Source organism: Variovorax sp. LjRoot290 (assembly GCF_964253985.1).
Lineage (GTDB): Bacteria > Pseudomonadota > Gammaproteobacteria > Burkholderiales > Burkholderiaceae_C > Variovorax.
The window spans coordinates 4,108,058-4,120,628 of the sequence record NZ_CAXURW020000001.1; the positions used below are offsets into that span (position 1 = coordinate 4,108,058).

Genomic DNA, 12,571 nt, shown 5'->3' on the forward strand with positions numbered 1-12,571 from the left:
ACACCCTCGCCTCAGTTGCCGCGGATGCGCTTGAGCTCGGAGGTGACCATGGTGATCGCCTCGCCGCCGATGGCCTTGGCGTGGCGCTCGTAGATCACGCTCGAGCGATCGCGGATGCGCTGCATCTCGGCCGGCGCGATCTCGTTGACCGCCATGCCCTTCGCCTTGAGGTTGTCCACGCTGCGCGCTTCCATGGCGCGGTTGGCGCGGCGCTGCTCGTCGCGGCCTTGCAGCGCGCATTCGCGCAGCGTGGTCTGCTCCTGCGGCGAGAGCGTGTCCCAGATCTTGCGGGAGAACAGCACCAGCGTCGGGCTGTAGGCGTGCTTGGTCAGCGTGAGGTACTTCTGCACCTCGTAGAACTTCATGTTCTCGATGTTGGTGAAGGGGTTCTCCTGGCCGTCCACCGTCTTGGTCTCGAGCGCCGAGTAGACCTCGGTGAAGGCCATCGGCACCGCGTTGCTGCCCAGGGTCTTGAAGGTGTCGAGGAAGATGGTGTTCTGCATCACGCGCATCTTCACGCCGTCGAAATCCTCGACCTTGTTGATCGGCCGCTTCGAGTTGGTCGTGTGGCGAAAGCCGTTCTCCCACCAGGCGAGATTGACCAGGCCGACCGCCGGCAGCTTGGCAGCGAACCAGTCGCCGACCTTGCCGTCGAGCAGCTTGTCGGCCTCGCTGGAAGTGTTGAAGAGGAAGGGCAGATCGAACACGCCCAGCTCCGGCACGATCGAGACCACCGGCGCGGTCGAGGTGATCACCATCTCGAGCGAGCCCGTGCGCACGCTCTGCGTGCCGGTGAGGTCGTTGCCCAATGCGCCGTCCCAGAAGGGCTGGATCTTCATCTTGCCGCCGCTCTTCTCGAGCGTGCAGGCGCCCATCTTGGCGAGGCCGTTGCCCATCGGGTGCTCCTTGCTCACGCCGTTGGAGACGCGGAAGTTGCGCTCCTTGAACTGGGCCTGTGCGGCCCCGGCTGCAACACCGGCGGCCAGGGCCACGGCAACGAATCGGGAAAGGCGGGAAGAACGGATCGTCATCGTATGTCTCCTTTATGTGTGAAAAATCAGCTCAGCCACTTGAGCGGCACCAGCACCAGCGCCGGAAACAGCACCAGCAGCAGCAGCACGATGAGTTCGGCCCAGAGGAAGGGCCACAGGCCGCGCATCAGGTCCCGCATCGAGATCTTGGCCACGCCGCACATCACGTTGAGCACGATGCCCACCGGCGGCGTGATCAGGCCGATGGCGTTGTTCATGATGAACAGCACGCCGAAGTACACCGGATCGATGCCCGCCTGCTTCACCACCGGCATCAGCACGGGCGTGAGGATCATCAGCGTGGGCGCGAAGTCGAGCGCGGTGCCGACGATCACCACGATGACCATGATCACCAGCATCAGGAGGATCTTGTTGCCCATGAAGGGTTCGAGCATCGCTGCCACCTGCGCCGGCACCTCGGAGGTGGTGATCAGCCAGGCCGACACCAGCGCCGCTGCGATCAGGAACACCACCACGGCGGTGCTCTTCGCGGCCGCCACGAGCAGGCCGTAGCACTGGCGCGCGCTCAGTTCGCGATAGACAAAGGCGCCGAGCACGAAGGCGTAGACGCAGGCCGCCACGCCGGCTTCGGTGGGCGTGAAGATGCCGAACTTGAGCCCCCCGATGATCCCCAGCGGCATCAGCAGCGCCCAGATGCCGTCGACCGCGGCGCGGCCGCGCGCGGCCATCGACTGGCGCGGCTGCACCGCCACCTTGTCGCGCCGCGCCACCCACTGCCAGGCGATGACCAGCGACAGGCCCATCATCAGCCCCGGCACGATGCCGGCGAGGAACAGCTTGCCGATCGACACGTTGGCGATGACGCCGAACACGATCAGTCCGATCGACGGCGGAATCACCGGCGCGATCACGCCGCCGGCGGCGATCAGCCCGGCCGAGCGCGGCACGTCGTAGCCGGCCTGTCGCATCATCGGAATCAGCATCGCCCCGATGGCCGCGGCGTCGGCGGCGGCGCTGCCGGAGATCGCCGCCATCACCACCGAGGCGAAGATCGCCACCAGCCCGAGGCCGCCGCGCAGGTGGCCGACCCAGGCCAGCGCGAAGTTGACGATGCGCCGCGAGATGCCGCCGGCGTTCATCAGCTCGCCGGCCAGTATGAAGAAGGGGATCGCCAGCAGCGGGAAACTGTCCGCGCCCTCCACCAGCTTCTGCGACAGGATGGTGGTGTCGATCTGGCCCTGGGCGACCATCAGGGCGCCGCCGCAGATCAGCAGCGCGAAGGCAATCGGCGCGCCCAACATCATGGCGCCGAGCAGCGAGATGGTGAAGACGGCGATCGTCATGGCCGGGCTCCCGGATGAGCGACCTCGTGCGGGATTTCCTCGCTCTCCGTCACCTGCACCAGTTCGTCGTCGCGCAGTCGGCCGGTGGCGATGCGCCACAGCGCGTGCAGCGCGTGGGCGCCGATCGCCACGCTGGTCAGGTAGCCGACGCCGAAGACCCAGATCATCGAGATCTCGGTGACCGGCGCCTTGGTGGTGGCATTGACCTCGTGCTGCTGCCAGGTGCCCCAGAACAGCATCACGCAGCAAATCAGCACGATCGCCTGGCTGGCCGCCAGGCAGGCCAGCTTGCCGCGCCGCGACAGGCGGCTGACGAAGCCGTCCATGCCCAGGTGGGCGCCGTCGCGCATCGCGACGATGGCGCCGATGAAGGTGAGCCAGACGAAGAAGAAGCGCGACAGCTCCTCGGACACCTGGATGCCGGAGTTGAACGCGTAGCGCAGCACCACGTTGCCGAACACCATCAGCACCATGCCCAGCAGCAAGGCCGCAAGCACCGCCTCGATGCCCTTGAACAGGCGGTCGACCCAGACGCGGCCCATGCTCACACCACCTTGCCGGGGTTGAGCAGGCCCGCGGGGTCGAGGGCCGCCTTCAGCGTCTTCATCAGCGCGATCTCCTCGGCGCTGCGCGCGTGGCCGAGCCAGCGCTTCTTCGCCGTGCCGATGCCATGCTCGGCCGATACCGTGCCGCCGAACTCGCGCACCAGGCCGTAGATCACCTCGTCCATCGCATCCTTGGGCTGCTGCTCGATCGACAGGCCGCGAACCCACGCCACCAGGTGCAGGTTGCCGTCGCCGATGTGCCCGTAATAGACGCTCTCGCAGCCGGGGATGCGCGCGGCCAGCGCCGCCTTGCAGGCACGCACGTAGGCATCCATCGACTTCACCGCCAGGCCGACGTCGTAGGAGACGTGCGGGCCCAAGGTGGGGAAGAACTCGGCGCAGGCATCGCGCAGCGCCCAGAACGACTGCGTATCGGCCATCGACTGCGCAACCACCGCGTCGGCCAGCACGCCCTCTTCCATCAGGCGCTCGAGCCAGCGCTGGAAACGCGGGCCGTCGATCGCCTCGTCGGTGCCCTGGGCCTCCACCAGCACATAGTGTCCGTGCGGTGCGCCGCCGGTCAGCGGATCGCGCACGCCCACCCGCTCGGTCACCACCTGCCAGTAGTCGGGCCACATGACCTCGAAGGCCGAAAGCAACGGCCCCAGTCCGCCGCGCGCGGCGCCCAGCAGGCGCACCACGCTGTCGTAGTCAGGCACGGCGCACAGCGCCGACAGCGTGCAGCCCGGCTGCGGGTGCAGCCGCAGCACGATGCGGGTGATGATGCCCAGCGTCCCCTCGCTGCCGATGAACAGGTGCTTGAGGTCGTAGCCGGCGTTGTTCTTCAGCATCTTGTTGAGGCTGGTCATCACCGTGCCGTCGGGCAGCACCACCTCCAGGCCGAGCACCAGCTCGCGTGCCATGCCGTAGCGGATCACGCGGTTGCCGCCCGCGTTGGTCGACAGGTTGCCGCCGATGGCGCAGGAGCCGCGCGCGCCGAGGTCGAGCGCGAAATAGAAGCCGGCTTCGGCGGCTGCGCGCTGCACCAGTTCGAGCGGCGTGCCGGCCCACACCGTCATGGTGGCGCTCGCGGGGTCGATCTCCTCGACGCCGACCATGCGCTCCAGTGACAGTGCCACCCAGCCGTCTTCCGGCCGCGCACCGCCGCACAGGCCGGTCAAGCCGCCTTGCGGCACCACCGGCACGCCGGCTTCGCGGCAGGCGACCAGGGCAGCCGAGACGCCCGCCGCATCCACCGGCCGCACCACCGCCAGCGGGCGCGTCGGCGGCTGGGTGCTCCAGTCGTTGCGGTTGCGCTGCGGCACCTCGTCGCCAAAGAGCACGGCGGAGGCGCCGAGCACCTCGCGCAGCGCGAGCAAGGACGGCGGCACGGCGGTCGAAAGCGTGAGCGTCATGGGCATCCGTTCGAAAGAGATGAGCGCATCATCTTGTATGTAAGGCACTAGGGCATTAGTATTTCCCCGGGCTACTCCCTGCGCCCGCAGGTCGGCTATAAGCCCCTGGGTGCCCTGCCCGACTCCATCAGCCTCCATCGCACCGTGTCTGCATCCAACCGATTCAAGATCGAAGCTCCCAAATCACTCGCGGCCCTCGTGGCACAGCGCCTGCGCGAAGCCATCATCGACGGCGAGTTCGCGCTGGGGGAGATGATTCCGGAGGAGTCGCTGGCGAGCTCCTTCGGCGTCAGCCGCACCCCGGTGCGCGAAGCGCTGAACCAACTGCAGCTGGCCGGCCTGGTGGTGATCCGGCCGCAACGTGGCAGCTATGTGTTCGAGCCCAGCGAGGCCGACATCGCCGCGATCTGCGAATTCCGTTGCCTGCTGGAGCCGCGCGCGGCCGAGCTCGCCTACCAGAACGGGCGCGAAGCCACCGCCGCGGCGCTGCAGGCGGCGATCGACGAGATGGAGGAGGCGCGCGCCGCGCGCGACGCAGTGCGCTACGGCCGCGCTGACACGCGGCTGCACGAGGCCTTCTTCGAGCATTGCGGCAACCCGTACATGCAGGCCGCCTACGCCACCGCCGCGACCAAGATCGCGGCGCTGCGCACGCACCTGTCGGCGCCGGCCGACGTGCTGCACACGGCCGGCTTCGAGCAGCACTCGAATCTGCTGGCGCTGTTTCGTGCCGGCGACTTCGCCGCCTTCGAAGCGCTGATGCGCGCCCACGTCACCGGCACGCGCAACAGCTACGTCGCCAACCTCAAGGCGCGCACCGCCGCGTGAAGCGGCAACATGACGCCGCGGACGGCAAGCCTTGACCTATGCCTCATTCGGCGCAACTGAGGCGCCCTCAATGCCGTGACGTTGCAATGCGTCGGCGACGAACCCGCTGTCCTTCATCTCTTCGACGAAAACGTGAAGTGCACGCGCGGCGCCCGCTCCTCTTGTTTTCGGCACCCCCATGGCTTGCTGGATCACCACGAAGCGACCGGGCAGTAGACGGAGTCCGGCGTGCTTGCGGCAATCTGACTCAAGCGGTCTCAAGCCGCCCAGGACCAATCCATCATTGGCGAAGCCAAGGACTCAACGGATCGGCGCCATCGCTGGGACGGGCAAGCATCGACAGTTCCGCATGCATGCGCCACTCGAGCATGTCCTGCTTCGTGCTCGCCAACTCTTGAGCGTCGATATCGGCGAGCGCGACCAGTTCCTTGGGATCCTTGTCGAGGTCGAACACCTCCATCGGCTGGCGGTCGAAGCTGTAGATGTATTTGCGCTGACCGCGTCGGGCACTGAGAAACGACCAGTCGATGCTGCTTGTGTAAAAAAGCTTCCGACTCGCATCGACCGCATGCAGAAGCGACTGGCCAGGCAGTTCGGCGCCTTCGACGCGATAACCGAGCAGTTCGACGATGGTCGGGAGGATGTCGATCTGCTGGCGGGGACCGCGTACCGTACCAGGCTGCAGTGCCATCCCGGGCGCGTAGATCAGCGCCGGGACATGCAGGCCCTCTTGATAAATGGCGTTGTGAATCTGCCTGGCGCCATGTTCGTCGAACATCTGTCCGTGATCGCCTACGATGATGAGGATGGTGTCGTCGAGCACCCCCAGGCGCCGGTAGCCCTCGATGAGGGTCGAGAGCACGCCATCGATATAACGCAGGCAGTTGTAGTAGGCCTCCAGCTTGGGATTGGAAACACCTTCGAACCTCATCTTCAGCCACGTCGAGGGCGTCTCGAAATTGTGATGGCCCACGTTGGTCATGATGGCGGTAAAGAACGGACGCTTGGCCCTGGATTGAGCAGCTGTCCAGTCAAGGATGGGCTGGACCATCCACTCGTCCGCGATGCCGAAATAGGTGACGCGTTCGGCCTCTGGGTGAATGAGCTCCTGTTCGGTCTGGATGAACTCGAAGTTGAAGGTGTCGATGACGTCGAGGTCATTCTGGAATCGCAAATCCGTGGGGGTGAAGAAGCTGGTCGCATAGCCCACGTCGCGCAGGACGGAGGGCAGCGAGCGAATGCGAGGTTGCTTGCGGTTCTCGTTGGCCCAGCTTTGGGTGCCCTCGTTGGCCAACGGATACTGGCCGCCGAGCACAGCCATCCACGCCGCCGCGGTGCGCGGAATGACTGCGGTCATGTCCTCGACCACGAGGCTCTTGCTGGCCAGATTCCATAGAAACGGCGTCGTCCGCAGCGCCGGCGTGTGCAGAGTCGTCGACTCCGCGCGCACAGACTCCAGCATCACGATCACAACGTTGCGGCGATTCGTCTTCTCGGTCTCCTTGAGCGCCATGTGGGCGCTGTGCCAGCGCGGCTTGTGCGTCCGTTCGAACTCTTGTGCCACTTTCACTTGAACATCGTGGGCGAGCGTAGGGGCGGCGGTCATGGCCAGCGTGATGAGCGTGCCCTCGGTGTGCCGCAGCAGCGGCAGCACGCCATGGGCCGGGGTCGGCAGCACGATCGCCAACGAGAGCGCCAGCGCTACCGCGCCACCCAAGAACGCGCGCGGCCCACCGAACAAGGGCGTGCTGGCCAGCGCACGTTGGCGCCAAGCCCAGGCCGCGGCGACGAGGATGCCGCCCGCGATGGCCAGCACCCGGAAGGGAGTCGCTTCCGACGCAACAAGCGGCGCCAGTTCCTTGGCGTTCAAAACGGCGAACAACAGAACCCTCAAACTGCCGGGCTGCCCGGTGGCGAGCTGATAGGCCAGGTCGATGCCGACCAAAGCGCACAGCAGCAGCACGAGCACCTGCAGCAAGTGCACGATGCCGCGCTGAGCCCGCCTCGGCGTGAGTGCGAGCACCAGCCCCATCGCGAGCGCCGTCAAGCCGATGGAGATGGCGTCGCGCCACAAGCAGGCGGCCAGGCCCGTCACCTGGCCGGCCGCGATGATTGCCCACACGCGCAACGTCCGGTCCAGGGTCGCGTCGGGACTTGTTTGCGGAAACGCGAGCGCGAGTGTGACCGAGATAGCGGCGGCGATCGGCAAGAACACCCATCGGTGTCGCGGCATCACCAGTCTCTGGATCGCATAGCCCGCGAGCAACGCGAGCAGGAAGCGCAGGGAAACGAACCACCAGAGCCATTTCAACAGCGCCACCCATCCGGCGCCATCTTCCGGCGCCGCGAGCAGTGCATCCATGACCAATGCGGTCTTGGCGAGACCCAACCAAAGTGCCAAGGGAACGAGCAACACCCAAGCGACTTGCCAGGGACCCTTGCCAGCCGTTCCGAGTGGCTCGCCCGCCGGGACTGTGTGTCGATCGCGATGCGCATCGGACACCCCCCCAGAATGCCTGTTCGGTGCTGGAGTTCGACGCCTGCGACGCGTCAGCGCCGGAGTCTTTGGGGAGGACAACTTTAGTTCCCGTTGGTTCCGCATCGTACTCCCGCCGGATGCAGTCTTAAGGTCCACTGATTCAGCACGCGAACTCGCCGAGATCCGGATCAGCAGCCACATCCCTATGGAACCCCAGGGCTTGCTGAAGCCGGCGGTTGGCGCGCACGAGGCCAGCGCAAGCCCGTCTGAATTTCTTGCCCGAATGTTCGAAGTCACTCCGGAGATGCGCGACCGGGCTGCAGCCAGAGGTCAATAGGCGACCATCAAGGAGTTTCCCCCAACCTCGCTGCATACCTGTTCCAAACTTTCACAGAGTCGCTCATCAGGACGGCTCCCTCCGACCTTCTGCCGCTGGGCGGGCTCCGCCAACTTGTTCGACATGCATAGGTCACGGTCTATTGCTTACTGGGGATGTCGAGATCACCGACCCCTATGTACGATGCGCCGGTCCGCATTCTCGAAAGGGATCCCATGTCCAAGACTGACACGGTCAATCGCAGACCCGGCTATGCCGTCGAACTTCAAGCTGGCGAGGTGGTGCCGCGCGGACGAGCGATCGTGATTAGCGCTGACGCTGCAGTCTCGCCCGAGGCTTGGCGCGGCGTCGCGGTAGCAGGCCAACGTGTCAACGTCAAAGCGCAGGCCGACGGCCGCGGTGCAGCGATCGACACGTCGACACTCACGCCAGGCTCGCACATGCTGCGGGTGGAGGAACTGTGGTCCAAACGCTCAGGCAAGAGCTTGCCGGACTCCGAGATCCCATTTGTCGTGGTCGACACAAGCGCCCCGCTGCCGCGCGACGCCGTGATCCGCCATGCGGTACGTCTGCGCTTTGACGATCTCAAGGTCAGCCGCAGCCCACTGATCGGCCCCTGTGCGGCGGGCATGGTCGAAGTCTTCAAGTCCGAGGACCGCAAGTCGCGCAAGCCCGCGCAACTGGCTTTCGATGCACAAGGCAAGCGCATCGACATCGACCGCGAGTTTGCCGAGCTTGCACGGCGTCAGCACAAGGTCTACGGCAAGCTGCACCCCGCACTGCACGCGCGCATCGAGGCTCAGCCGGCACGCAAAGTACCCGTGGCGGTTTGGCTGGACAGTCCGGAGGCCGAACTTCCGGACAAGCCAGCGCGGGGCGTGGTCCGCCGCCGCCTCCCTGCAGAGGCCAAGGCACTAGAGGAAGGGCAGGCTGCGGCTGCCCGCTTCACGAAGGTAGCGGAGCGACAAGGCATGAAGATAGACCGCATCGACAGCGCTGCGCCGGTGGTCTTCGGTACCGTCGCCGCCGACCGCGTGGCCGAGCTCGCTACTTTGCCCGAGGTGGCCGCGGTGTTCCTGCACCAGACAGAAGGTATTGATGATCTCGGTACTTCCATAGGCATCGCCAACGCCGACGATGCGCATGCCTTGGGCTTCACCGGCACCGGCATCAACGTGGCCGTCTACGAGCTGGGCCCCGACGACACCAGCCTCCTGGATATCACCGATCAATTCGACAGCAGCCCGGCGACGAGCCAGCATTCGCGACATACACACGGCATCATCAAGAACGTCGAGCGCAACGCGCCCCATGGCCACGCACCCGACTGCAACCTGCATTCCGCCAACAGCCGCGACCTTGACGCGCTCCGCTGGGCAGTGCAGGACCGCGAGTGCACGGTGATCAGCCAGAGCTTCCATCGTCCCGACGAGCAGACTTCTGCCGGCCTGTCGTTCGATGACGTCTACAAGGACCATCTGGCGCTCCACTGGCCCTATCCGACCATTTGCGAAGCGGCTGGCAACGGCGCGGACACCGAGTTCGTCAACCACAAAGGCTTCAACCGCCTGGCCGTGGGTAACCACAACGACGCGGCCGGCGGAATGGCCTCGGATTCGGTGTTCCGCAACCCCGGTTCTTCGCACGGTGACCGCGAGTTGCCCGAGATCGCCGCCAACGGCACCGGTGTCACTGCCGTAGAGCTGACCCTCGGCGGCACGAGCATGGCAGCCCCGGCCGTGGCCGGCGGCGTGGCACTGATTCAGCAAGCGAACGCGACCCTGCGCTCGTGGCCCGAAGGCTGCCGCGCCATCATGATGGCCGCCGCCTGGCGCAACCCCGCCGGGAGCACGTGGCGAAACGATGTGGTGGCTGGCGTCGACGCGTCCGACGGCGCCGGAGCCATCGACACGAACGCCGCTGTGCAGATCGCTCGCGCCCGCCGCGGCCGCAACAATACGCCGGCGCGCCGCGGCTTTGACGTCGGCACGGTAGTGTCGGCTGATGTCGGCGCCGACGGCTTCCTGACCTATGTTTACCGCATCAGCGTGCCCCGCGTGCTGCTGTCGCCCACCGTCAAGGTCGCACTGGCATGGGATTCGAAGATCACGATGCTCAGCATCCTTGGCATCAAATTGCCGATCGCATCGGTCCTGGCGGTCGACCTTGATCTGCACGTGCGGGATTCAACCGGCGCGACGGTGGCCTCGAGCGATACGTGGGACAACAGCTATGAGATCGCCGAGTTCGCGGCGCGACGTGGCGAGACCTACGAAATCCGAATTCGGCGCTGGTCGGGGACCGACAACGTGTGGTTCGGTGTGGCATGGGAGGTGCGCGGAATCGACTTCGTCATCGATCGATTCGCCGAGGCGTCACAGGTTGTCCTGGGTCGACGCTAAAGTTCGCGAATCCCGGCTACGGCCCGAACCACGCCGTTTCACTATCCCCCTTCAAAGCCCGCCTCGCGCAGGCCTTTTTCTCGACGCTGCCCTGCCCTACCCTGCGAAGTGCCTTGTGCGGGCCTGGCGCCCATTTCCGCCGATCCGCCTTGCATCGCGCCAACGGCTGTCTTTGCGGGTGCGCCGCAGCTATTTCTTCGTTGATGCAGCTGAGGGGGTTGCCGGCGTTGCCGGTGTCGCAGGAGTGGCGAGTGCAGCTGGGGAAGTTGCCGTCGCAGGAGTCGCCGGGGTCGCAGGGGTCGCTGGGGTGGCGGGCGTGGCCGGTGTCGCCGCGTTGGCTGATCCGGTGGCACTCGCATTGGAGGTCGATGAGTTGCCGGGGCCGCTTCCGGAGGCCGAGGCCGCTCCAGACCCGCCGCCAGATGCGCCCCCGCCGGAGCCTCCACCGCCGCCAGCCCCGCTGCCGGCCCCACCGCCGGAGCCACCCCCGCCTCCACCTCCGCCCCCGGCTGCGTAGATCGAGGGCGCGATGCTAGCGCCAAGAGCAAGGGCAATGAGAGCAGGTGCAATGGCCCGTCGCTTCAGTTTCATCTGAGATCCTTTGAGAATGATCGGGCGTCAAATGTCACTGCCCAGTTCACCGTAGGCAGTGGGTCAGAGCAGCGGGAGCCCGTAAGAAAAACGCCAATCAACAGGGCTCTTGCCCCGACCCGAAACGACCGCGGCCTTTTCGATCGTCCGCTGAAATTGAAGCGGAAATGCCGGGTCAGGCATGTCAGCGCTGGCTGAGCACCCCCGGCGCCAGCTCAGAAGCCGCTCATCATCGATCCCCCTTCTTGTGGGAGCGCGCAGGCGCGTCTCAAGGGTGAGACGCCTTGTTCGGCCAAGTCCTCCCGCTTGGGTTCGACCGGGACAGCAGCATGCCGCAGCGCCAAGGGAATGCGCCATCGCGGCCAACCGCGCCGACAGCAGCGCATGGAAACGCTGCAACACGCTGAACTCCAGCACGCGCCCCGCTACCTGCGCCGGTCCCACCAGGGCCGCAACGGATACTGCCAGCGCGAAGCCCACGCCGGTCGCCTGCAGCGCCCGGCCGCGCAAGCGAATGACGGCGCCAACATCGCATTACGCAGTGTCATGAACTCGAGACCGCCGCACGTCGATGTGCTGGAGAGCCTGTTGGCGAAGGACCCGGCGCCACGACGCTTACGGTGTCCATGCATGCAGCGGCGAGGGATTCGTCGGACTTTCAGACAGGCGGCCTTCACGCCACTCTCGCGCGTTGGCGCATCCGCGTCATCGGTACTGGGCCGCAGTGATGAACTGGCCGAACGATTCGCACCAGACGATGACTGTGTTGTAGGCCGTCGGATCGGCAGATGCCGGCATCGGCACGATGAAGTTCTCGAAGGTTTTCACATCGCCTACGCGCAGCATCTTCGGCTTCAGCCGCAGGAAGTCGGCTTCGGTCTGAACGAACTCCGGAGCGAGATAGAGCTTGTAGTCAGGCCCGGGCGCGATCTTGCCTTGCAACGATACCGCGCTGCGGCTCACCGCCACCGTGCCCTCACCCCAGTGCAGGGCATCGCTGTCTGTCAGGTCGCGCCTGAACCGGCCGGTGAACTGCGCTTGCGCGGCCAGTGCCGCGACCTCGGCCTGCGCAGGCGCGGGCGGAGCCGTGAGAATGGGTAAGGCATAGATACCCACGCCGAAGCCCGTAGCGGCCACGACAGCGTGCGAAACGATGAGAAGGAGAATCTTCTTCATGAGTCTCCTTCGAATGCGTCGCAGTCCACGGGTTTGAGAAAGACGTCGACATGGGGCGCGCGCCCAAGGCGTCGTTAGGGTCAGCCCATTCTGATCCACCATGGCGCTCTCGAAAAGATAGCGATTGCCGCCTTGCGCGAAGTTCCAGCGCGTTGCCGCCTTGGGTGCATCGACTCCGCGTCCGATCCAACGCATGCGCTGACACAAGCCAGCGTGAAATGAAGCAACGCCCCATCCCCTTCGCCAGACTAGGGTGCTGCGTCAAGCGCCTTGATCGCCGCGATTGCCTCGTGCCTGGCCTCGATGAGCGCCTGTTCCTCCGAGTGCGTACCGGTTTGAACATTCTCAACCGGCAATCGATCATCGATCTGGAACGACCACCCCCAACGCGATTCAGTTTGCCAGACTTTGATCTCGACCTGGTGCCCGTGGTGTTCGAAGCTCGTGTCCGCCATGTCGTGCC

At 65.7% G+C, this 12,571-nt stretch carries 9 protein-coding genes and 2 pseudogenes; 2 read left to right on the plus strand and 9 right to left on the minus strand.

All coding sequences use genetic code 11. From position 1 onward, the window contains the following. Positions 1–11: 11 nt before the first annotated feature. From ACSQ9A_RS20445 to ACSQ9A_RS20460, 4 genes are read right to left on the minus strand one after another with little or no spacing between them, the layout of a single operon-like run. Positions 12–1,031, minus strand: a complete 1,020-nt coding sequence (locus tag ACSQ9A_RS20445; RefSeq protein WP_436304942.1) for a TRAP transporter substrate-binding protein — start codon at positions 1,029–1,031, stop codon at positions 12–14. Positions 1,032–1,057: 26 nt separating this feature from the next. After that, entirely contained in the window at positions 1,058–2,335 is a 1,278-nt protein-coding gene (locus tag ACSQ9A_RS20450; protein ID WP_093102738.1) for a TRAP transporter large permease, read from the minus strand. Then, complete coding sequence (locus ACSQ9A_RS20455; RefSeq protein WP_093102736.1) at positions 2,332–2,877, minus strand: TRAP transporter small permease; 546 nt, start codon at positions 2,875–2,877, stop codon at positions 2,332–2,334. The genes ACSQ9A_RS20450 and ACSQ9A_RS20455 overlap by 4 nt, the downstream gene beginning before the upstream one ends. Before the next feature lie 2 nt (positions 2,878–2,879). Then, on the minus strand, positions 2,880–4,295 hold the full coding sequence (locus ACSQ9A_RS20460) for an FAD-binding oxidoreductase (protein WP_093102735.1): 1,416 nt from the start codon (positions 4,293–4,295) through the stop codon (positions 2,880–2,882). Positions 4,296–4,439: 144 nt separating this feature from the next. Here ACSQ9A_RS20460 and ACSQ9A_RS20465 point away from each other — a divergent pair, with 144 nt between their 5' ends. Further along, the gene (locus ACSQ9A_RS20465) at positions 4,440–5,123 is read left to right on the plus strand and encodes a GntR family transcriptional regulator (RefSeq protein WP_436304943.1); all 684 of its coding nucleotides are present in this window, start codon (positions 4,440–4,442) and stop codon (positions 5,121–5,123) included. Between the two features lie 36 nt (positions 5,124–5,159). Here the strand turns inward: ACSQ9A_RS20465 and ACSQ9A_RS20470 are convergent. Both ACSQ9A_RS20470 and ACSQ9A_RS20475 read right to left on the minus strand, forming a co-directional pair. Continuing rightward, a pseudogene (locus ACSQ9A_RS20470) lies at positions 5,160–5,390 on the minus strand (ABC transporter substrate-binding protein); the annotation flags it as partial. Positions 5,391–5,403: 13 nt separating this feature from the next. Beyond that, entirely contained in the window at positions 5,404–7,485 is a 2,082-nt protein-coding gene (locus ACSQ9A_RS20475; protein WP_436304944.1) for an LTA synthase family protein, read from the minus strand. 669 nt (positions 7,486–8,154) lie between these two features. Between ACSQ9A_RS20475 and ACSQ9A_RS20480 the strand changes: the two genes are divergently transcribed. After that, the gene (locus tag ACSQ9A_RS20480; RefSeq protein ID WP_436304945.1) at positions 8,155–10,341 is read left to right on the plus strand and encodes a S8 family serine peptidase; all 2,187 of its coding nucleotides are present in this window, start codon (positions 8,155–8,157) and stop codon (positions 10,339–10,341) included. A gap of 906 nt (positions 10,342–11,247) precedes the next feature. On the opposite strand, the pseudogene ACSQ9A_RS20485 reads toward ACSQ9A_RS20480, so the two are convergent. From ACSQ9A_RS20485 to ACSQ9A_RS20495, 3 genes and pseudogenes are all read right to left on the minus strand, one after another. Beyond that, positions 11,248–11,433: pseudogene (locus ACSQ9A_RS20485) on the minus strand (MFS transporter); the annotation flags it as partial. Positions 11,434–11,637: 204 nt separating this feature from the next. After that, positions 11,638–12,303, minus strand: a complete 666-nt coding sequence (locus ACSQ9A_RS20490) for a DM13 domain-containing protein (RefSeq protein ID WP_436304946.1) — start codon at positions 12,301–12,303, stop codon at positions 11,638–11,640. Positions 12,304–12,356: 53 nt separating this feature from the next. Continuing rightward, positions 12,357–12,563 (minus strand): hypothetical protein, encoded by a 207-nt coding sequence (locus ACSQ9A_RS20495; RefSeq protein WP_093102726.1) that lies wholly within the window; start codon positions 12,561–12,563, stop codon positions 12,357–12,359. Positions 12,564–12,571: the final 8 nt, after the last annotated feature.

Coding starts and splice junctions, on each gene's coding strand:
- ACSQ9A_RS20445 (WP_436304942.1), bottom strand. CDS start 1,031: ATGACGATCCGTTCTTCCCGCCTTTCCCGATTCGTTGCCGTGGCCCTG.
- ACSQ9A_RS20450 (WP_093102738.1), bottom strand. CDS start 2,335: ATGACGATCGCCGTCTTCACCATCTCGCTGCTCGGCGCCATGATGTTG.
- ACSQ9A_RS20455 (WP_093102736.1), bottom strand. CDS start 2,877: ATGGGCCGCGTCTGGGTCGACCGCCTGTTCAAGGGCATCGAGGCGGTG.
- ACSQ9A_RS20460 (WP_093102735.1), bottom strand. CDS start 4,295: ATGACGCTCACGCTTTCGACCGCCGTGCCGCCGTCCTTGCTCGCGCTG.
- ACSQ9A_RS20475 (WP_436304944.1), bottom strand. CDS start 7,485: ATGGATGCACTGCTCGCGGCGCCGGAAGATGGCGCCGGATGGGTGGCG.
- ACSQ9A_RS20480 (WP_436304945.1), top strand. CDS start 8,155: ATGTCCAAGACTGACACGGTCAATCGCAGACCCGGCTATGCCGTCGAA.
- ACSQ9A_RS20490 (WP_436304946.1), bottom strand. CDS start 12,303: ATGCGTTGGATCGGACGCGGAGTCGATGCACCCAAGGCGGCAACGCGC.
- ACSQ9A_RS20495 (WP_093102726.1), bottom strand. CDS start 12,563: ATGGCGGACACGAGCTTCGAACACCACGGGCACCAGGTCGAGATCAAA.